The 20,850-nt window shown below is 53.0% G+C and carries 17 protein-coding genes and 2 pseudogenes; 14 read left to right on the forward strand and 5 right to left on the reverse strand.

Features of this window, described 5'->3' with window-relative positions; translation table 11 throughout:
* Positions 1-30: 30 nt before the first annotated feature.
* Positions 31-954: a LysR family transcriptional regulator gene (locus tag GBC55_RS17570; RefSeq protein WP_162438798.1), complete on the reverse strand. Its 924-nt coding sequence runs from the start codon at positions 952-954 to the stop codon at positions 31-33.
* 192 nt (positions 955-1,146) lie between these two features.
* Between GBC55_RS17570 and GBC55_RS17575 the strand changes: the two genes are divergently transcribed.
* The 10 genes from GBC55_RS17575 (at position 1,147) to GBC55_RS17620 (ending at position 13,722) form a co-directional block, all read left to right on the forward strand.
* Positions 1,147-2,130 (forward strand): aldo/keto reductase, encoded by a 984-nt coding sequence (locus tag GBC55_RS17575; protein ID WP_162438797.1) that lies wholly within the window; start codon positions 1,147-1,149, stop codon positions 2,128-2,130.
* Positions 2,131-2,181: 51 nt separating this feature from the next.
* Positions 2,182-3,345, forward strand: a complete 1,164-nt coding sequence (locus GBC55_RS17580) for an argininosuccinate synthase domain-containing protein (RefSeq protein ID WP_162438796.1) — start codon at positions 2,182-2,184, stop codon at positions 3,343-3,345.
* A gap of 79 nt (positions 3,346-3,424) precedes the next feature.
* Entirely contained in the window at positions 3,425-4,162 is a 738-nt protein-coding gene (locus GBC55_RS17585) for a hypothetical protein (protein ID WP_162438795.1), read from the forward strand.
* An 8-nt stretch (positions 4,163-4,170) separates the two neighbouring features.
* Positions 4,171-4,833, forward strand: coding sequence for an adenylyl-sulfate kinase (gene cysC, locus GBC55_RS17590; RefSeq protein ID WP_162438794.1), 663 nt, complete (start codon positions 4,171-4,173; stop codon positions 4,831-4,833).
* Between the two features lie 23 nt (positions 4,834-4,856).
* Positions 4,857-6,179, forward strand: a complete 1,323-nt coding sequence (lysA, locus tag GBC55_RS17595; RefSeq protein WP_162438793.1) for a diaminopimelate decarboxylase — start codon at positions 4,857-4,859, stop codon at positions 6,177-6,179.
* A 45-nt stretch (positions 6,180-6,224) separates the two neighbouring features.
* Positions 6,225-7,496 carry an ATP-grasp domain-containing protein gene (locus tag GBC55_RS17600; protein WP_162438792.1) on the forward strand — a complete coding sequence of 424 codons (1,272 nt, stop codon included), beginning with the start codon at positions 6,225-6,227 and terminating at the stop codon, positions 7,494-7,496.
* Positions 7,497-7,636: 140 nt separating this feature from the next.
* On the forward strand, positions 7,637-10,621 hold the full coding sequence (locus GBC55_RS17605; RefSeq protein ID WP_162438791.1) for an amino acid adenylation domain-containing protein: 2,985 nt from the start codon (positions 7,637-7,639) through the stop codon (positions 10,619-10,621).
* Between the two features lie 68 nt (positions 10,622-10,689).
* Positions 10,690-11,916: an ATP-grasp domain-containing protein gene (locus tag GBC55_RS17610; RefSeq protein WP_162438790.1), complete on the forward strand. Its 1,227-nt coding sequence runs from the start codon at positions 10,690-10,692 to the stop codon at positions 11,914-11,916.
* The gene (locus GBC55_RS17615; RefSeq protein WP_162438789.1) at positions 11,909-13,159 is read left to right on the forward strand and encodes an MFS transporter; all 1,251 of its coding nucleotides are present in this window, start codon (positions 11,909-11,911) and stop codon (positions 13,157-13,159) included. The genes GBC55_RS17610 and GBC55_RS17615 overlap by 8 nt, the downstream gene beginning before the upstream one ends.
* 233 nt (positions 13,160-13,392) lie before the next feature.
* Complete coding sequence (locus GBC55_RS17620; protein WP_162438769.1) at positions 13,393-13,722, forward strand: hypothetical protein; 330 nt, start codon at positions 13,393-13,395, stop codon at positions 13,720-13,722.
* Here the strand turns inward: GBC55_RS17620 and GBC55_RS17625 are convergent.
* Positions 13,691-14,053, reverse strand: a complete 363-nt coding sequence (locus tag GBC55_RS17625; protein WP_162438788.1) for a DUF6463 family protein — start codon at positions 14,051-14,053, stop codon at positions 13,691-13,693. The genes GBC55_RS17620 and GBC55_RS17625 overlap by 32 nt on opposite strands.
* A 313-nt stretch (positions 14,054-14,366) precedes the next feature.
* On the opposite strand from GBC55_RS17625, the pseudogene GBC55_RS17630 reads away from it, so the two are divergent.
* Positions 14,367-14,480, forward strand: a pseudogene (locus tag GBC55_RS17630) (hypothetical protein); the annotation flags it as partial.
* A 15-nt stretch (positions 14,481-14,495) separates the two neighbouring features.
* Here the strand turns inward: GBC55_RS17630 and GBC55_RS17635 are convergent.
* On the reverse strand, positions 14,496-15,710 hold the full coding sequence (locus GBC55_RS17635; RefSeq protein ID WP_162438787.1) for an aldose 1-epimerase family protein: 1,215 nt from the start codon (positions 15,708-15,710) through the stop codon (positions 14,496-14,498).
* 81 nt (positions 15,711-15,791) lie between these two features.
* On the opposite strand from GBC55_RS17635, the pseudogene GBC55_RS17640 reads away from it, so the two are divergent.
* Positions 15,792-15,881: pseudogene (locus GBC55_RS17640) on the forward strand (cysteine hydrolase); the annotation flags it as partial.
* 37 nt (positions 15,882-15,918) lie between these two features.
* Here the strand turns inward: GBC55_RS17640 and chrA are convergent.
* The gene (chrA, locus tag GBC55_RS17645; protein ID WP_162438786.1) at positions 15,919-17,280 is read right to left on the reverse strand and encodes a chromate efflux transporter; all 1,362 of its coding nucleotides are present in this window, start codon (positions 17,278-17,280) and stop codon (positions 15,919-15,921) included.
* Positions 17,281-17,693: 413 nt separating this feature from the next.
* Between chrA and GBC55_RS17650 the strand changes: the two genes are divergently transcribed.
* Together GBC55_RS17650 and GBC55_RS17655 are read left to right on the forward strand one after the other, a co-directional pair.
* Positions 17,694-19,406: a penicillin-binding protein 2 gene (locus GBC55_RS17650; RefSeq protein WP_162438785.1), complete on the forward strand. Its 1,713-nt coding sequence runs from the start codon at positions 17,694-17,696 to the stop codon at positions 19,404-19,406.
* Between the two features lie 105 nt (positions 19,407-19,511).
* A complete protein-coding gene (locus tag GBC55_RS17655; RefSeq protein WP_162438784.1) occupies positions 19,512-20,066 on the forward strand; it encodes a YdeI/OmpD-associated family protein in 555 nt (184 codons plus the stop codon).
* A gap of 46 nt (positions 20,067-20,112) precedes the next feature.
* Here the strand turns inward: GBC55_RS17655 and GBC55_RS17660 are convergent, their stop codons facing one another.
* Positions 20,113-20,658 carry a cytochrome b gene (locus tag GBC55_RS17660; protein ID WP_162438783.1) on the reverse strand — a complete coding sequence of 182 codons (546 nt, stop codon included), beginning with the start codon at positions 20,656-20,658 and terminating at the stop codon, positions 20,113-20,115.
* Positions 20,659-20,850 lie beyond the last annotated feature (192 nt).

The following is a 20,850-nucleotide window of genomic DNA, read 5'->3' on the forward strand; positions in this document are numbered from 1 at the left end:
TGGCCGAGGCTCACATGCTTGCTCGCCGGCTCACTTGATTTTGTCTAACCCCTCTAACCGAGCACTTATCTGCTGACAATTATTCCGAAGGGAATCAACAAAATGTTCCACGGTAGACGATTCGGGTCGATGCAACGGCCGTACGACACTTACACAGTAAGAAATTGAATGTGAAAAGCGACGAATCTGCAAACCTCGCCCGACATAGTCGAGGGCTGTGATCGGATTCACAATGGCAACGCCCACCCCCAGGTTAACCGTCGCACACACGGCGCTCGCGTTATGTGTCTCTACCACCAGCCGTCTTTCAATGCCTGACTGGTGGAAGATAGCGTCCGTTTTTCTTCTGTAGGGATCATCAGCCGCAAGGTAAACAAAATTTTGCCCCTCGAAGTCTTGTGGCGTGAGGACGGTTTTCGCATTTAATTCGTGATCAGACGGTAAAACACACACCACGTCGAGGTTCAAGAGTGTTTCGATGTAGGTGCCCGGGGGTGTTTCCAGGGTTTCAGTCAACCCCAGGTGATAACGCTGAGCAGTCAGCGACTCCTCGAGGGCGGGCGATTCCTGGGGCGTGATATTGATGCTGACGCCAGGAAATTTACTGCAGAAATCCTGGCAGACCTGCGGCAACAAGGCATTCGAGAAAGCCGGTATGCACGTCAACGAAATTTGCCCTTGCCGAAAATGCCTGATGGCCTCGACGGCAGTTTTCACACGGGCTAACCCCACATAGCTGCGTTGAACTTCATCGAACAACATCAGCCCATGCTCAGTCGGAATCAACTTTGCACCCGCGCGCTTGAACAACGTCAACTGAGTCAGCGCTTCGAACCGGCTGAGCTCTCGGCTGATGGTGGGCTGCGAGGTATGCAGAAGTTCAGCGGCAGCCGTCGCGCTCCCTGTCGTCATTACCGCCCAAAATACTTCCACATGGCGAAAACTGAAATTCATGAGCCAACCCCGTGATGAATCGAACAAGCCATACCATATCAGAAATGAATAGCCAGCCACTAAATTGATATTTTTACTTTGTTTTTTTGCTGAGCATACTTTCCAGGTACTCGAGACTTTAGTGATCAGGGTGATCGCTACATGAGTGCGCTTATCGCGTCCTGAATAAAACAACTCTATAGCGAGCGGGCGATGAAATACCGGCGATTTGGACGACTGGAATGGAATGTTTCTGAAGTTGGATATGGAATGTGGGGGGTCGCGGGAGGTGAAGGGGGTTGGACCGGCTCATCCGATGTCAGCGGCATGGCGGCGTTAGAACATTCGATTCAACTAGGCTGCAACTTTTTCGATACGGCGTGGATTTATGGTCGTGGCCACAGCGAAAAAATGCTTGGTGAAGCAGTACGAAACCACCCAGGCAAAACCTTATATGTAGCCACTAAAGTTCCCCCCAAGAACCGCGAGTGGCCCTCTCACCGGGGTGACCGTTTAGACCAAATTTTTCCGCCCGACCATATTGAAGAATATGTCGAGAAAAGTTTGCAGTCACTCGGCTTGGCGTCTCTGGATTTACTGCAATTTCATGTCTGGGAAGATGCGTGGGCTCATGATGAATCCTGGCTGCGCGTGGTGGATGACCTCAAACGGCAAAGCCTGATTCGCGGCATCGGCATCAGTGTCAATCGCTGGGAACCCACCAACGTACTCGACACACTGAAAACAGGAATGATCGACACGGTACAGGTGATTTATAACGTCTTTGATCAAGCGCCTGACGATGAATTACTTCCGTTATGCGGCGAACTGGACATTGCCGTCATCGCCAGGGTGCCCTTCGACGAAGGCTCTCTGACGGGGAATTTAACGATTGATTCCACGTGGCCTGCCGGTGATTGGAGAAGCAGCTATTTCGTGCCAGAAAACCTGGCAGCGACGGTGGCGCGGGTCGAGTCTTTGAGACGGGCTCTTCCCCCCAATACTCAGCTATCGGAAGTCGCGCTGAGGTTCATTCTTTCCAACGATAACGTCGCAACGACTATTCCCGGCATGCGCTCTATTCCGCATGTCGAAGCGAACTTGGCGTGTTCTGACAAGGGCAGGATAGAGCTTGCGTTAATGACGCTACTACGACAGCACCGATGGGACCGTGAACCTACCGCGTGGTCGCAGTAACAGGCGTGAAGCGAAACTGTTAATAACAACAACTCTCTAAAGGACTACCGCGTGAAATTCTCGGACTTGAAAGGTAAGAAAGTTGGCATCTGTGCCTCCGGTGGCCTGGTCAGCTTATTCATCGCGCAGCGTTTGAAAGAGGAGCACGTTGACGTCGAACAGTTCATTGTCGACATTGGTCAACCGGGCGATGAAGCACACGAGTTTTGTGCAGACAACATCGAATTGATGCAGGCCGTTAATGTCATTGATTTGAAGGAAGACATTGCGCTCAGCTTTCTCCACGCTGTCCGTGCCCAAGCGCAGTATGACGGTGGCTACTGGAATACAACTGGCATAGCCAGAGCCGTAACTGTTAAAGGCCTGGTTAATGCATTGCGCGATCGTCAGTGCAGTATATTGGCCCACGGCGCTGTTCATGGCGGCAACGATGAATTCCGCTTCAATTACTATCTGAAGATGTTTGCGCCAGAGATCACGCCCTTTTCTCCCTGGGAAGACCCAACCACGTCAGATCGTTTTCGAACCCGCGCAGACATGGGCGACTTTGTTGCCGACGCCGACGAAACCATGATGCGTACGAAAGCCCATCACTCCGTTGATGCCAACGTCGGCGGTGTGTCGCATGAGAATCGCGAAGTTGAGGTGCTCTCAAATTCACCCGACATGATCAGCCCGATCATGGGCGTCAAGGTCATGGATGCACCCGACGTGCCAGAGACTTGCAGTATTACCTTTAAGCAAGGTATTCCCGTTGAGATTAATGGTCAGTCAGTGAGTTACTACCAGGCACTCGCTGAAGCCAACAGGATCGCGGGCCGCAATGGGGTGGTCTTGAAGAACGTGTTGGAAAACCGAATGAACGGCACTAAAGGCCGTGGCTTATACGAATCTCCGGGGCTGGACATGCTCGGCATCGCAGCGAAACATCTACTGCAAGCAACGGTCGACAAGGACTCATGGGAGGTCCTGCGGTTTTTGTCACCCTTTATCGCACGTCAATCGTATGCAGGTCGTTTGTATGACCCCGCCACGCAGGCCGCATTGGCCAACGTAGCTGTATTGACTGAACAGGCGAATGGCACCGTCGATGTGATCGCTTATAAAGGCAACTACATGGTTGACCGCGTACACGAATACTCCAAGTCGCGCTTCACCGCACAGCAATTCCGTTTCGCTCATGGCGGGCAAAAGTGGATCACTGAATCCGTTTAAGCCATGAGGGGCTGACTGTCCTGGCATCCTGCACGTATTCTTGAAATAAAGGTTAACTATGCAGCACAGACTAATTGTTATGTGGGCCCCTCCACGCTCGCTTTCCACCGCATTTGTACGTGTGATCGCCGCGCGTGGTGACTTCACTATCTTGCATGAGCCTCTGTGCGATCTGTCGGCGCGTGGTATATACAGCCATCCGCAGACGGATCATTCAACTCAGACGTTGAAAAACTCAACGGAGCTGTTCAATTATGTACAGGCAGTGCGCGCGCAACGTGCTGTGTTCATCAAGGACACCTGTGAGTTTGACTATCGTCATCGACTGACGGGAACGTTTTATATGCGCGAAGCGCAACATGTGTTCATGTTGCGCAATCCGGAAAAAGTTATTAACTCACACTACTATATTAACCCAGACCTTACCTGCAGCGAGGTGGGCTACCAACACTTGGCTGAACTCTATGATGCCGTAAAGGCGGAGTCGTTACATTCGCCCTTGTTCGTTGATGCGGACGACATGATCCTGGACCCTGAGCGTGCCATTTCGAACTTTTGCAGGGATGCTAACTTGCAGCACCTGCCCTCTGCTCTCCAGTGGCAGAGCGGACACTTGGATGTGTGGGAGCGAACCCAGCATTGGCACTTGGATGCAGCAAACAGCACAAGCATTGCGCCGATCGAAAAGCAGTACAGCACGCGTGTCGACAACCACCCGGTACTGCATGAATTCTACTTAGAAAATATGCCGCATTATGAGTATTTGAAGCGTGAAAGGGAGGCTGTACTAAAAAAGCACCTTGGCGACCTAGGGTAACGAACGAAATGCATATAACTGATGTGTCCTGTGACCTGACCTGGCAATTATTTCCCGTGGAACAATCTATGCGCAGCGCTAGATTGAAACAAAAACCTTGTGTGCTTTGGTTTACGGGCTTGAGTGGGGCTGGAAAGAGCACCGTGGCCGGTCTTGTAGAATCGCTGTTATTTCAGAAAGGTTACCTGACTTACGTGTTGGACGGGGATAACGTACGTCATGGGCTATGCCGTGACCTGGACTTCACCCACCAAGGGCGAAGTGAAAACATTCGACGGGTGAGTGAAGTCAGCAAGTTGCTCGTTGACGCGGGCTTAATTGTATTGACCGCGTTTATTTCTCCTTTTCGACATGATCGTGCCCTGGTAAGAGCGCTGATTGGCGACAGTGATTACGTGGAAATCTTTATCAATGCCTCTTTTGATGTGTGCGAGGCACGCGATCCAAAAGGACTCTATAAAAAGGCCAGGGAGAAACAGGTCGCCGAGTTTACCGGCATTGACTCTCCGTATGAACCACCCGTACATCCCGAGCTCATCATCAATACTGACACTCAAACCGCAATTGCTTGCGCTGAAAAGATAGTCAACTATTTGTACAGCACGGGTCGGCTGTTATTGGATTCAACGGATGACTGCTTACTGCGCGAGCGTGTCCGTGCACGCAGTTAAGCTCATCAATTGGAGGAAGTAAGATGGACCATTTTAACTTTGTCGACGGTCATTTACATGTGGAGCACCTCGATGTTCGTCAGATAGTCGAACAGCATGGAAGCCCTGTGTATGTCTATTCAGCACACACCCTGAAAAATCACTACACCGTGCTCAAAGATGCTTTTTCCGCCCTCTCGCCGTTGATTTGTTTCTCAGTTAAAAGCTGCAGCAATCTCAGCATTCTTAAGCTCTTGGTCGATCAAGGATCGGGGCTGGATGTGGTCAGTGGCGGTGAGCTCTACCGGGCACTGATGGCAGGAGTGACGGCGGACAAGATTGTGTTTGCCGGGGTCGGCAAGTCGCGTGAAGAAATTCGCTACGCGGTTGAAGCTGGCGTTTTCCTTTTTAATGTTGAGTCTGAAGGCGAGCTGCTGCGGCTGGATGAGGTCGCCACGACGGCCGGTAAGCGTATAAAAGTAGCCATTCGTATCAATCCGGATGTGGCGGATGCTGGCACGCCTGAGAAAACCTCAACAGGCGGCCGCCAGACAAAATTTGGCATACCGATGGAACGCGCCGATGAACTCTTCGAGCCGAAGCGTTACTCAAGCGTCGATGTCGTTGGGATCCATATTCATCTTGGATCGCCGATTCCATCGGCTCAGACCTATTTGTCTGCCATCGATAAGATCGAGGACATGATCAACCGACTTAAGGCGGCTGATTGCGCGATCGAATTTGTCAACATTGGCGGAGGTTTTCCAGCGCAGTACGGGACCGAAAGCAATCCCGTTGGCTCATTAACTGAAACGGGAGCACTTATTTGTCAGCGTCTGCAAGGGCTGAAACAGCGCGGTATCCGCTTCATCATTGAACCGGGTCGTTCGATCAGTGCAAATGCCGGTATTTTGCTGACCACCGTCGAATACATTAAACAAGGCTGGGATCGAAAGATCGCTATTGTCGATGCGGGCATGAACGTACTGCTGCGGCCCACCCTGTATGGTGCCAACCATGTTATTTGGCCAACACATTTTGACAATTTTTCTGGCCATTGGACTGCATTAACCCAGAGCGCTCAGCAGTCCGACGTCACTCACCTGGAGGAGACCGATATTGTTGGGCCTATTTGTGAGACCGGCGATCACTTTGCATTAGGTCGAGCATTACCGGCGTTCGACAACGGCAGTGTATTGGCGATTTTTTCATGTGGTGCGTATGGCATGAGTATGGCCAGCCAATACAACTCCCGTGGGCGCCCACCCGAAGTTCTGGTTGAGGGAATCGATGCCAAGTTAATACGGGCTCGTGAGACTCACGAAGATTTAGTGGCTCACGAATTATGTGGCTTGGACAACGCTTGACGCTGACGCACTGCGGCGGCTCTCTAAATAGATTGGAATGTGACCATGACTCACAACATTGCAGTAATCGTCGATGCGTATTCCACTGGCGCGAAACTGGCCGCTAAGTTTCATTCAGAGGGCGTAGCGGTCCTGCACGTCCAGAGTGCCTCGCCCATCATTGATTTTTATATCAACGATTTCAGGCCCGGCGACTTTATCGCCAACGTGGTATTTAACGATTTGGCCGAATGCCTGGTCGAAATGAATCGGTGGTTGAACGGCATCAAGCCTATTTGTGTTTTGGCCGGCGCCGAAACGGGTATTGAACTTGCGGATCTGCTAGCCGCCGAACTCGGCGTGGAGGGAAACTCCACGGAGACGTCGCGTGTTCGGCGAGATAAATACGCAATGGCCTGCGCGCTCAAAGAGGCGGGGTTAGCCACACCTTATTTTCTGCGCACAGACAATTTAAACACGTTGACTGAATGGGCCTCAGGCCACTGCTGGCCAATTGTGCTGAAGCCCTTAGCCAGTGCCGGTAATGACAGTGTGTTTTTCTGCAATGACCGAACCGAACTGGAAAGTGCTTTTCACTCCATCTATAACAAAGCCAACCGCTTTGGTGGGCACAATAACCATGTGCTGGCACAGACCCATTTGAAGGGTACGCAGTACGTCATTAATAGTGTTTCAATCGACGCGCAGCATTATATTTCTGATATGTGGATCGATCGCCGCAAGGTGATTGCCGGCGCCTCAAATATTTATGATTGCGAAGAACTTCTGGCCTATGAGGGTGAGGGGCAGGAGGCTTTAGTCAGCTATATGAAAAAAGCGCTTGATGCGCTGGGTGTGCGCAATGGGCCCGCTCACTCCGAAATCATGATGACTGCTGAGGGGCCGGTGTTGATTGAAACCGGCGCCCGCCTGCAGGGCGCAATGCTCGAAGAAGCGGTTATCGAGGCGCTTGGCGAGAGCCAAATCACGCTGACGATCGAACGTTATTGCCACCCTCACCTGTTCAAACGGCGTTTGGACCAGCAGTACGTTTTATCAAAACATGTCCTATGCGTAGCGATGATCTCCGACCAGGAAGGCGTCATTGTTGATACAACCGGCTTCGAGAACATTCGCTCGCTTTCTTCCTATGCCTGCCATTTTCACCTGCCCGAAAAGGGCGACACGATTACACGCACCATCGACTTATTTACGATTCCGGGCGTTGTTTACCTGAGCCATGAAGAACTCGCCGTTTTACAGGCTGATTACGCAACGATCCGTCGGCTTGAGAGCGCACACCAAGTGTTTTCTGTGAATGAGAACGTGCCTGTATAAAACCGGGTTCACTCGGCCCTACCTGAGTTGAGCGAGTACCACAGCCTTTTCTCGCGTGCCGGTTGACCATTTACAGCATTCTCTGACGAACGCACATAGCGCTTAGATTGTTTATACATTTCTATTTACAGGAGTATTAGATGATTATTGGTCAACGCGAGCACTCACCCCTGAGTGACTGTCAGCCAGACAGGCTAAGTGTACTGGCGATGGTGTATACGGCTGCACACAGGCAGGGAAGCAAAACAGCAGTCACCTGCGGTGATCAATCCCTTACTTATAATGAACTAATAGCCGCTGCACGCGCCAACGCAAAGCGTTTGCACGCCTGCGGTGTGAGCAACAAAGATGTTGTGCTCTGTGCGTTACCGACCGGTGTCGAGTTACCCATCGCGTGGTTGTCTGTGATGATGACCAACGCCATTATTATTCCGGTGGATGCCAAATGGCCGAAAAATAGAATACACGCAGTCGTGGAGGCCAGCCAGGCAGCATGGGTTATCACGAATGGAGAACAGCCGGCCTTAAGAAGTGCCGGCCTGAACCTGTTTGAAATAAGACTCGACGGCACGACAGACTTAAATGCTGAAACGTACGCCCAGTGTTTCTCAGACGACCTGCTCTATGGTTTCTTTACATCGGGATCAACCGGCCGCCCGAAATGCGCCTTGAATTATCATGCCGGGCTTGTGAATCGCTTTACCTATATGACCAAGCGCTTTGGTGGCGGGCACACTGTCTATCAGAACAGCGCGCCGTTGTTCGACTCGTCAATTTGGCAAATGCTGTGGCCGCTCACCAATGGCGGCGTGGCGGTATTGCCTAAACAGCGCGATCACTGGAATGTCGAGTCGCTGGTAGAAGAGATTGAACGTCATCACATCACGATGACTGATTTCGTACCCACCCTCTTCAAATTATTAATTCGTGCACTGGAGAATGGGACCCTTGCCGCAAAACGCTTGGACAGCTTGCGGCATGTCTTGATCGGCGGAGAAGAGATTGACGCTGCATCCGTGCACACATTTAGGCGCTTTTTCCCACGTTGTACGGTCATCAATACCTATGGTCACACCGAGGCATCAATCGGGATGGTATTTCATGAGGTGTGCGATCACGACAATGACAAGATTCCACTCGGCCAGCCTATCGATAATACGTATGTCAAAATTGTCGACGACCAGTTGAGGCCCGTGACGGATGGCGTCTTTGGGGAAATCGTTGTTGCCGGTATTTGCGTCGGAGGTGGCTACCTGAATGCCCCGGAACTGAGCGCACGATCCTTTATACGTAATCCCTTTTCAGACCTGCCTGGCGACAAGGTTTACTTGACTGGGGACATTGGCCGTATACGGCCCGATGGTTGCCTTGAATATGGCGGCAGAGCTGACGACCAAGTCAAGGTGCGCGGGGTGCGTATCGAGCTCAACGAAATAGTGTCGGCAATCAAGGCCGGGTTCGACGCCGTAAACGACGCACTGGCATTTGTCTTGCCCACTCAGCGGGGCGATGCGAGTTTGGCGCTGGTCTACGTGGCGCCACACGCATTGGATTTACAGCACGTACGACGCGAACTGGCGCGGCATCTGCCAGCGACACACATGCCACAGTTAGTGCATCACTTGAAGACCCTGCCTATTTCACCCAATGGGAAGGTAGACCGTAAACGTATAATCAATGACTTGAAAAACCAACATTCCGATACGCTACAACCCTGTAACAACAGTACCCTGCTGGAAAAAATTATTGCGTGTTATCGCACCGTACTGCTGAACAATCAGATAGGGAGTGAAGACGACTTTTTCGAATGCGGTGGAGATTCGTTGGCAGCCGCTAATCTATCACTGGCATTGGGCAAGCATATTGCAACCGCTGTTCCGATGACCGCCATTTATCAGTTCGCAACGCCGTCGCAACTGGCCGACTTTATGAGCGGCTGTGAGCAAATGGTCGAAGCCACGCCAAGCGACAGCTTGGCGAGGGTCGCATTCAATAATCACCAGCCGACAGCGACAATGAGCTCGACGCTCTTATTGACCGGCTCGAGTGGTTTTGTAGGCATTCATATTCTTGCGCACTTATTAGCCACCACCCACCTGCACGTGACCGTCCTGCTACGTGGCAGCAACAGAGAAAGCGCTCTATGCCGCTTGGAGCAAGTGTTCCTGAACGCGTTCCCTGCAAGCGTATTACAACGCCAACGTATTAATGTCTTGCTAGGTGATTTGGCCTTGCCATGTTGGGGCTTGGATCCAGATGAATGGCAACATCAATGTGCTTCTATTGATGAGGTGATTCATTGTGGCGCGGCGGTCAATTTCCTGTTCCATGCCTCTCAATTGTTCTCAGCGAATGTGGGTGGAACCCAGGAACTCATCCGATTCTGTAATGAAGGTAAGGCAAAGAGGTTGCACCACATTTCATCGTTGGCAGCCAAGCTGCCAGCCGTGTCTGGCCGAGATCCGGAAGGCATTGTCTCGGCCATCGAGGCAGCAGCATTGGGTGTGACCGGGTACGGGTATACCAAATACCTGGCAGACAACCTCGTCGTTGCCGCACAGCGGCAAGGGCTGCATGCCAGGATTTATCGTGTCGATGATGTGCTGCCGTCGATGAGTACCGGCTACTCAAATGGCCAGTCTCTTTTTCATTTATTGCTTAAGCAATGCGTTCAGATGGGCGTGGCGCCTGCGGGCTGCGGCAGCCTTGGCCTATTGTCAGCGGATGCGTTGGCCGAGTGGTTGTGCACGTTTGTGGGTAGCCAGGAACGGTTCCAGAGCGGAGCCTCTCTGATTGATGTTGTTGGCCAACACTATGTCGAATTTGACGACATTGTGCGCTATACCGCGCAGAGAACGGGTCGTGATATAGCCTGCGCCTCCTATACAGAATTTTTGTCGATGCTAACGCACGCGGGTCAAAGCGAAGCGACGCTGATACACCAAATATTACCGCCCGTGAATGCTGACAAAGTGGCATTCACCAAAGCGCCCCGTTGCCTGCTAGCAGATATCCCTCAAGCCCATCTACTTACAGCGGACCTGAATAGTTTTGATGCTTTCATTCACCTGTTCAAAGCCGAACTGGACGAGCGTTCAAACAACCAACGTTGTGTGCTGAGCTAACGCGCGAAGCGTAGGCTTTAATATTCACACGCGTTTAACTATTTATATGTATTTTCCAGGAGAGACCTGTGATACGTCGCTTAATTATGATCGGTGGCTGGACAGAGATTTATGTAAAGGCTAAGGCGTGTGGCTTCCATCTGACCGTCGTACAGCAAAAAGAAGATATTACATTCGAAGACTTTCTTATCACGGATCAAATTATTTCTTCTCCCATGGGCGAAAAAGTAGTGATCGACCTGGTTGAGACGCTGCACGGGCGGGAACCCTATCACGCGGTCGTTTCCTTTCAAGAGTTTGGCCTCTTGAACGCAGCGCTGATCCAGGAACGGCTGGGCATCTTGGGAAACCCTATTGGCCCGGTTTTATTAACGCGCGACAAAGGGCATATGCGCGCGCACATGAAGGCAAACGGCATACCATCGATTCCATTCGCAACCGTTAACAGCCCTGAAGAGGTGATCGCTTTTGCACAGCAGTGCGGATGGCCCATCATCATCAAGCCGGTGAACGGTGCGGGGAGTCTACAAGTGCACAAACTGTTTTCAGAAGATGAAGTCGTGCCAGCCTATAACGCGATCAAACAGGATTTTTTGACCACCGATTTAATTAAATACGACTTTCCTGACATCGGGATCATCGCCGAAAAGTTTATCGAAGGGCCAGAAGTCAGCGTCGAGGCCATTTCCTGGGACGGTCATCACACGATACTAGGCGTCACCGACAAAATCACAACCGGCTATCCTGGTTTTGTAGAGACCGGGCACAGTATGCCCTCGGCACTTGCCCCTGAAAAAATTGATGCCATCAAACGCCTGACCACCTCTTTCCTGACCTCCATTGGTCACATGTATGGTCCCTCTCATACGGAAATCATCTTTTCAGAAACGGGGCCCGTCATCGTCGAGTCTCATACACGCACGGGCGGCGACCGCATTTTTGAAATGACCGAGTTAGCGTGTGGCGTCGACATGTTTACCGCTACGCTTCAAGGCTTGTCTGGGGCATTCCCAGACATTCAAATGACTAAAACCAACGGGGCCGCTATTCGGTATCTGTCGTTGCCGACTGGCCGGGTGGCGAGCATTGCAGGGCTGGATACCGTTCACCAATCGCCTGGCGTCGTCAGGTGCGATATCACGGTTAAGGCGGGGGACATCTGCAAACGCCCTCAGAACTCAGATGAAAGGGCTGGCTACATTCTTGCGAACGGGGACAGTGGACCGCAGGCCATTGACAATGTGATGCGAGCCTTAGCCAAGGTCACGGTTGAAGTGGAGCGCCTTGATGCCTAGCTTGCTCTCGCTCATTGCCGGCCGGGAATTCAGGAAATACATAGCCGCGTCTATATTAACCGCCATTGGCAGCGGCATGTATTTCGTTGCCATTTCTTGGTACATCTACACAACCTCTGGCTCCGCAATGGCAGTCGGTTGGGTGTTGATCGTTTCTTCATTGCCGGGTTTGTTGTTTTCACCGTGGATTGGGGTGTTGGTTGACCGGTGGAACGTTCGATCCATTTGCATAGTGACCGATTTTGCGCGCGCGCTGATTTTGCTGTTCGTTGCGGTTTCGATGTACTACGGGGTATTGGGGCTCACAGCAATTTACCTGGCGACCTTTCTGATCGCGCTGTGTGAGCACTTCTTCCAACCGGCCGTGGGGGCGTTGATACGCGATATTGTCCCGAAGGAGCGCCTGCTTGAGGCCAATGTTTCGAGCAGTATGAGCATGCAAATCGGCTTGCTCATTGGCGCAAGTATTGGCGGCTTTTTAGTTGCGATGTTCGGCACGCAATATGTGGTAGTCATTAATGTCATTTCCTTTTCCATCTCTGGTGTCCTTACCCTATGGATAAAGCACACGCCCGCGATCAAACATGCAGTCGAAAGGTTAGTCACGCCCGGCGCCATGAGAGAGTTTTATGACGCGATTCGCTATGCGATTGGCACACGCTTTGTTATTGGGCTGGCGGTCCAGCAGATGTTTATTTATGTAACGCTTTCTGTGTGCAATACACTTCTGCCGATTTTCGTTGATAGAGAGCTTTCAGCGGGCGCCCAAGGGTTTGGGTTAATTGATGCCGTGTGGGGAGTGGGTGCCATCTGTGGCGGCTTTTCACTGACCTGTATTGTGAAAAAAATACACGCTGAGTGGTTTGGCGTGGTCGGCCTAGGTGCGATTTCCTTTTTGCTGTTTATTTTCCTGACGGCAAACAGTGTCCCTCAAGCGGCGGCTGCTTATTTCCTGTTAGGCGCATGTGTCGTCATGATTCGGGTCAATTCAGACACCCTTATTGCTACAGGCGTAGAGCCCTCGCAGTTTGGAAAAGTCAAAGCAGCCATTTCGATGTTCATCTCTTATGTGAGCCTGATTGCTTACGCCGGGGTGGGTTACCTGGGAGATATAATGTCTGTTCGTTGGATTTATTCCATATTGAGCGTAGTTATTCTATGCTCCGCGCTGGGAATGATATGGAAAAACATATTAAAAGACAGGCATTTGTTATTGATAGATAAAATCGACAGCGCTAATTAAACCGTCTAAAAAACCAAACATTTAGTTTCTGGACTGGCCGCTATCAAATCGGACACTTGCACTCCGTTAATTTGATTCCGCTGCAAACGCCTAAGGACGGTCTGAAGTACCCACCGATTTTTGATGCCCTCACTACTTGAGGCTCAAAAAATCATACATCGGCGAAAATCAGACCTTTCTTTTTTCCTTATTCCACGGTTCTTTCCTTTGGTTGCGGTAGGGATGGCCGTTACTTGGCGCTTGATCACGCGAAACGGATGCTCAACCTTCGCCCGCACCTGCGCTTTCGCGTATTCGATCTTGCGTCCACTACGAAAATCCGTGTCGAGCGCGAGCAACTCGAAATTGAACGACCGCTTCTGGCCGATTTAGCGGCCTTTTGCGAAAGGCGCATCTATCTGGATACGGTCGCTCACCAACGTCTGCTTTTGGCCGATTTCTGCCTGTCACAACCGACTGAAATCGATCCCGATCAGACGTTGAAGCCCTCACGAGGGACGAGTGAGCGTAGCGAACACCTTGAACAGTTTGTCAGGCGTATAAGCCATACCCTGCCGCGATGATCAGCGGAGAAACCAGCAACGTTGCCCAGAATCCCGACTTTGGAACAGCAATGACGCAAATGATCGAAATCATAAGCACATAGATGCCAACAATTTTTAGTAACGCGAGATCGCCAACAGCTACGGCGTGAATCGCAGTCTGCCCTGCGAGCATAAAAAGCGGCCCCAGCATGGTAAACCAGAGGGCTGTGCGCCGATCTTCGTGCGCTTTAAATTGGTCAACGAAGCCAGAATCTACAGCGGCGGCGAATGCTGTTTTGAACTTGACAATACCGAATGGAATATGGAGAACGCCCAGGGCGAACAGGGTCCATGCGACGATGTTTGACATGCCTTATATGCTCCGTATCGGCATTTGATTAAGAGAGCGCGGCACGCGGTCCCAGAGTGCGAAGCGAGCGGTTTGGGTTTCTTGTCGCGATGGCGTGTCGAATAACATTCCTTGTCATCCCGTAAGTCGTTGTCTGGCTTAGAAGTGATCACGGTAAATACGACATTGTTCAAGGAGAAACGCAACATGGGTGACGGCAGGACTGCTGCCCCCTGAAGCTACCTATTTGCCATCTCCGTGTCTACCGTCCACTTTTGGCCGTTTTCTGACTGTCGCGAAGGGCCGCAGCCGGCCAAAAACGGACAGTACCGAATCGCTGCGAGCAACCCATCGACTGCTCAAGGTCGCACCCTCGCTGGCGGACCTTAAACAAGCCGACGGGATCAGACGCGAGCATTTGGCCGAGGGGCTGCACTATCGGCCAACAATGCTCCAGCCGGTGTCACCCCTTGGTCAGATCAACCAACGGCGTCTGCCGCACTTCAGTCTCCCGCCCATCCTGAATCTCGCTCACCTGCTTCAAGGCCTTATCCACCGCCGCCTTATCCGCCAACAAGCTGTAGCTGATGCGGAACTGCTTGTGTTCCTTGGGCCCGATTGTCGGTACCAGGTTCAGTGGCCGCTGATAACGGCGGTTGTAGGAAAAACTTGTCCCCGGTTCCAGCCCCGTGACATAGCCCTGGCCTTGGGTATCGGTGTTTTTCCACAGGGAAAACACGGGCAGTGTCTGGGTATTGAAGCCGACCGAAATGCCCAGGCTGCCGGCCTTGTTATGCAACACGGTCAACGTATCGCCCTTGGCATCGGCATACGGCACCACGTTGTAAACCGTTTCGTCGTAGTCCTTGGTCGGTGCGCGGTAGGTTTGCCAGTCGGGCAGATCGCCCTTGGCCTTGTCGTTGAACGGCGACACCTGTTTTACCGGCGCAGCGAAACGAGCGCCCTGCTCCAGGAACGGGGTGCTGAAGTTGCTGTGATACAGCGCCTGGTATTCCTTCGGATAGTCGCCGTTGTTGGTCAGGGTATCGTTTAGGGCGAACTCTACGCTGCCGGGTTCGGTGACCAGTTCGGTCGCGACCGAGAAGTCGACCTTCTTGAATGCCTGCTCTTTCAGTTCGCCGCGCAGGGTGATGGCGTACGGTGGTTTTTCATCGATATGCAGGGTGACTTTGTTCGCAGGAATGTTGGCGGCCCGACCGTGCAGGGTCAGCAGTTCGCCGTTGTCGACGCCGGGGTGGCCGACCCATTCGTATCCGCAGCGGGTGACCAGCTCATTGAAACCTTCCAACCAGCCCAGACCACCGCGGCCATTGAGTTCGATGAAGGACGGATTGACCACTTCCTTGACCGGCGAATCCCAGCCCATGCGCACATTGCCGACCGAGGCCTGCAAGACGTTCATTCCGCGAGTCGGCACTACCGAGAGTTTCATCGTGCCGTTATCGATGTCGACGATGCTGACGCCCTCCTGCCGACCGCCGTGCAAGGTGCGCAGGGTAACGCTGAAGGGTTTGTCGGTTGTTATTCCGAGTTGCTGGCTGGTGATCTGCCAGTTCTGGGCGGCTTTGTCGGTGTCGAGCAGAACGTAATCCCAGGCCATGGCGTGGGAGGCAGCGGACAGTGCGCTGAGGGCTACAAAGAGTTTGAGCGGGGTCATGGCGGCAGCCTTTCTTGGAGTTGTGCCATTTTTATAAACTCGATGAAACGTTTCAGCAAGCTAAAAAAGCGACCCCATGCCGATACACCAACGCTCACAACAGAGGCCATCGTTGCCCACCACAATGCAACCTTTGGGTGGCCATTCTGCCGAGTCGTTCAGGCTGAGGACGCGCTGCGCCATTGTTCAAGTTCGAGCACCGTTATGATCACCCCCGCCACAGGTGCACGCCCAGGCCGACGATTGCGCAGGCGATCAACACCTGAATAACGCCCCGCTTGAAGCGAAACAAGGCAACAGCTGCCGCGATGGCGATCAGTGCAGAGGGCCAGTCCAGGCTACCGCTCAAGCCGTTCGGCCAAAGCACGTGATAACCGAAGAAACAGGCCAGATTGAGGATCACGCCCACCACTGCCGCTGTAATGGCCGTCAGCGGTGCCGTGAACCTGAGTTCGTTGTGGGTCGACTCCACCAGCGGGCCTCCCGCGAGGATGAACAGGAACGAGGGCAGAAAGGTGAACCACGTCACCAGGGAGGCGGCGACCGCCCCCGCCAGAAACAGTTGATCGGCGCCGAACACCTGCGAAACATAGGCCCCGATAAACCCGACGAAAGCCACCACCATGATCAGCGGCCCTGGCGTGGTTTCCCCCAGCGCCAGCCCGTCGATCATCTGTGTCGGCGTCAACCAGCCGTAGTGACCCACCGCGCCTTGGTAGACATACGGGAGCACCGCGTAGGCTCCGCCGAAGGTCAGCAGCGCGGCCTTGGTAAAGAACCAGCTCATTTGGGTCAAGGTCCCGTCCCAGCCAAAGAGTGCCGTCAGAATCCCCATCGGCAATGCCCAGAGTGCGGCGCCAATCAAGGCGAGTGATGCCGTTTTCGACCCGCTGAACCGGGCATGCTCCGGTGGCGGTGTGTCGTCATCGATCAAGGCCGGACCGAAGGATTTTCTGGCGGCGCCATGGCCACCGGTTGTGAATTTATCGGGCGCGAGACGCCCGCCGACATAGCCGATCAGTGCGGCGCCCAGAACGATCAGCGGGAACGGAACATTGAACGCGAAGATCGCGGTAAACGACGCTGCCGCTATCGCCCATAGCCAATTATTCTTCAGTGCCCGAGAGCCGATTCGATGGGCCGCCTGCACCACGATGGCGGTCACGGCTGGCTTGATGCCATAGAACAGCCCGGCCACCACCGGCATTTCGCCGAAGGCGATGTACATCCACGACAACGCGATCAGGATGAACAACGAAGGCAGTACGAAGAGTACGCCAGCCATCACCCCGCCCCAGGTTCGATGCATCAGCCAGCCGATATAGGTCGCCAACTGCTGAGCCTCTGGCCCAGGCAGCAACATGCAGTAGTTGAGGGCATGCAGGAATCTGCGCTCGGAGATCCATCGCCGCCGCTCGACCAATTCCTGGTGCATGATCGAGATCTGCCCCGCAGGCCCGCCGAAACTGATGAAGCCGAGTTTCAACCAGAACCAGAACGCCTCACGCAAACCGATCGCTTGCGGCCTCGACAGCGCTTCTTCAACCATGGATGCGGCCACCTTGCTCATTGGGTTGTTCCTGTTTCACGCGGGCCTGCTTACCGTTGCGCTGTCACGTCTGATCCATTGGCTCGAGCGCACAGTATGTGCCGCGCTATTGAACGGTTGCTTTGAAGGTTTTGCAAGGCAGGAAGAAGTGAAACGCGCGTCGGTGGCGGTGGGTGAATTTGCCAGTTGCGTACCGCGCTGTTGTTCGGCAGTTCGCCAATGATCGGCTCTAATCGATTCCTGTCGTTGAGAAACCGTAGCCATGGTCCGTTTTCAGCCGGTCACGACGGCAAAAGAAACGGCCAATCGCTATTCGTCCCTATACGCTGAAAATCAATGTGTGTTTATAGAATCATTTCATGATATTACAAAGCAAAATGATATTGAGTTAGTTAAGCTGGTTTTTTGCCGTACGTTTAAAAATGGAATGTTGTATGAGGCTCTTCGGGCAAAACCCGCGATTCACGATTGTTATAGCTATTTTTTGCTTCTTTTCAATGATACTTGCCGCGAGAATTACTTATCTCGCGATTTTCTCCCATGAATTTCTGAATAACGAAGGCCGCAAACGCTCAACACGACTTATTGAAACCGTCCCCATTCGCGGCACCATATTTGACCGATTCAATGAACCCTTGGCAGTTTCCACCCCCGTCAGCACTTTGTGGGTAAACCCTAAACACTTCACCCCCACCAAACAGCAGGCAATACTATTAAACGAGCATCTTGATATCGATGCCTCGCTGGTCGGCCATTTGAGCTTGAACACCCAAGGCAGGTCCTTCGCTTACCTGGCCAGAAGGGTTGATCCGCAGGTGGCAAGCAAGATCGTCGAGCTCTCTATTCCGGGCCTCTATGAGCGCCATGAATACAAACGTTTTTACCCACAGTCTTCGATGCTGGCCCAGACGTTGGGCTTTACCAACATCGACCAGAAAGGCATTGAAGGCATCGAGTTGCTATACAACCATCAACTGTCCGGCAGGGCCGGTCTGGAAGAACGGACGTTAAACCTGCACAAGCGAGTCACCAGCGAAATTCTTGTGCACAAGCCCGTCATACCTGGAGACGATCTGTTTTTAACCATTGACTCCACACTTCAGTACTACGTTGAAAAAGCATTATTGAAGAGCGTCAAGGAGAATGCAGCCCGGTCGGCAAGTGCCATTCTTATACACGCCAAAACAGGGGAAATATTAGCGTTATCCACGATGCCCTCATTCAATCCAAATGCGCGTAAAAGTTTTAGCGCGGAGGCCATCCGAAACCGAGTATTTACTGATGTGTATGAACCAGGTTCAGTGATAAAGCCATTTAGCATGGCCGCTGTTTTAAAAGCAGGCATCATTGACAAGAACGCCATCATTCAAATAGCACCCGGCTTCGTCAAAATTGATGGATACACGATTCGCGATGTAGGCCGGGATAAACAGTTGGACCTGCCGGGCATTATCCGTCGCTCTTCCAACGTGGGGATGAGCAAGGTGGCGATACCGACGGGAGGAGCAGCTATTTCGCGATTACTGACTGAATTGGGATTCGGAGATAACACTTCGATCTACTTCCCGGGGGAAAGTGTGGGGACTGTTCCAGCCCGGCGAGTATGGTCGGATATCGCCACAGCAAGCCTTTCATACGGCTACAGCTTATCGGTCAATCTGGCTCAACTTGCTCAGGCATATACCGTCTTTGCCAATGATGGAAACCTGGTTCCCTTGTCGATAATCAAAGGTGAGCCCCAGCAACCCCGCAATGTCATAAGCCCGGAGGTCGCCAACAGTATTCTGGAGATGCTGGTGGGTGCAGTCGATGGCGCCGGAGCAGGCGGAAAGCGCGCAGCGATTGACGGTTATGTCATTGCGGGTAAAAGCGGGACCTCTCGCAAGGCCTCCGGAGGCGGCTATCAAAGCAATAAATACAGAGCCATGTTCGTGGGTATCGCGCCGGCCAATGCACCTGAATTCATTATGGCTGTACTGGTCGACGAACCCTCCGCCAAGGGTTACTTCGGGGGAGCGATTGCAGCACCGATCTTCAAGGAGGTACTTGAAGATGTGCTTCGTGTCAGAAATGTGCCGAGTAGCCGGAGTCAGGCTTTACCAGCAGCTCGAGGCACGATTGGCACAGACACTACCGGCCCGGTCTAGAGACCCGTCAGCTCAAGGCAGCAGCGGCTGGACAGACCAGCATCGACCTTCTGTACTGACCTTGCCGCGAGACAACAGTCAGGCGTATCAACTGGAGCCGTTGCAATGACAACAATCGATGTGAAGCTTCGATTCGAAGCAAAGCTTCTTCGTCCGGCAAAGCCGGGTGATGATCCGTCGTGGGCGTTCGTGGTACTGCCAAGAGACGCGAGTGAACGGCTTCCGAGGCGAGGGAGGACGACAGTCGAAGGCACCATCAATGGGCACCCTTTTCAGGCAACCCTTGAGCCGGATGGTCAGCTGAGCCATTGGCTGCAGGTCAGTGGCGAGTTACTCGAAGCCGCAGGCATGGCCGTTGGGGAGATCGTTACGCTGGAGCTAACCCCTGTGAAGAAGGAGCCCGAGCCTGACCTCCCACCCGATTTCCAGGAGGCACTGGCCGCCACGCCTGAGGCGCATAAAGTCTGGAACACGACGACGACCCTCGCACGAGTCGACTGGATCCACTGGATGACTTCAGCCAAGCAACTCAAGACGCGCGCAAAACGAATTGGTGATGCCTGCGACATGCTGGCTTCCGGCAAGAAGCAGGTTTGCTGTTTCGACTCGTCCGGCTACTACAGCAAAGCCTTCCGCGCGCCCGAGGCAGAAGATTGTTAAATGGAACCTGCACGAAGCGCACTAACGACGACAGACCGGGCACCGATCAGAAGCGTTTAGGCAGCATTCTGGTCAACGTGTTGTCCCGAACCCAATAATGATGAAACAAACCCGCCGCTGCATGTAAGCCAATCAGCCAGTAGCCGCTGCTGCCGAGCAATTCGTGCCAGTACTTGAATTGCTTGGCCAAGTCCGGGTCAACCGCCACGGGCGACGGGAGGTAGAACCCGAAGTACGGCATCGGCTTGCCCGCTGCCGACAGCATCAGCCAGGCCAGCAGCGGCGTGGCGATCATCAGCCCATACAACGCCAGGTGCATCAAGTGGGAAAGCCCCGTCTGCCATGCGGGCAAGGCTGGAGTAATCGGTGGGCGGGGGGTCAAGCGCCCGAGCAAACGCACCCAGACCAGAATAAAAACGCTCAGCCCGAAGAGCCCGTGCAGCCCAAGAAATAAACCCTTCAAGGCATGCCCGCGCGGCAAAAGCCCTTTGATTTCGATACAGGCATAGACACCGACAAACAGCACCAGCATCAGCCAGTGCAAGGTGATCGACAGTTTTCCATAACGATGTGCTGTTCGGTCGTGGGTCATACGGAGCCTCAAGGAAACATTACAGCGGACGAGTTGTTCGCCCGGCCACAATCCGGCGAGTTACCGAATCAAGTGTGCACCCTGCCCGCCGAGCCTTAAGGCAATCTGAAGATGCTTCAGCGATGTCTTTTGCGATCTTCAGACTTCGTTAAGAAACGCCCTCGATACTCCTCCCAAACTGACTGGGGAGGC

Origin of the sequence: Pseudomonas sp. TNT3 (assembly GCF_010095445.2) — a bacterium.
Classification (GTDB): Bacteria; Pseudomonadota; Gammaproteobacteria; order Pseudomonadales; family Pseudomonadaceae; genus Aquipseudomonas.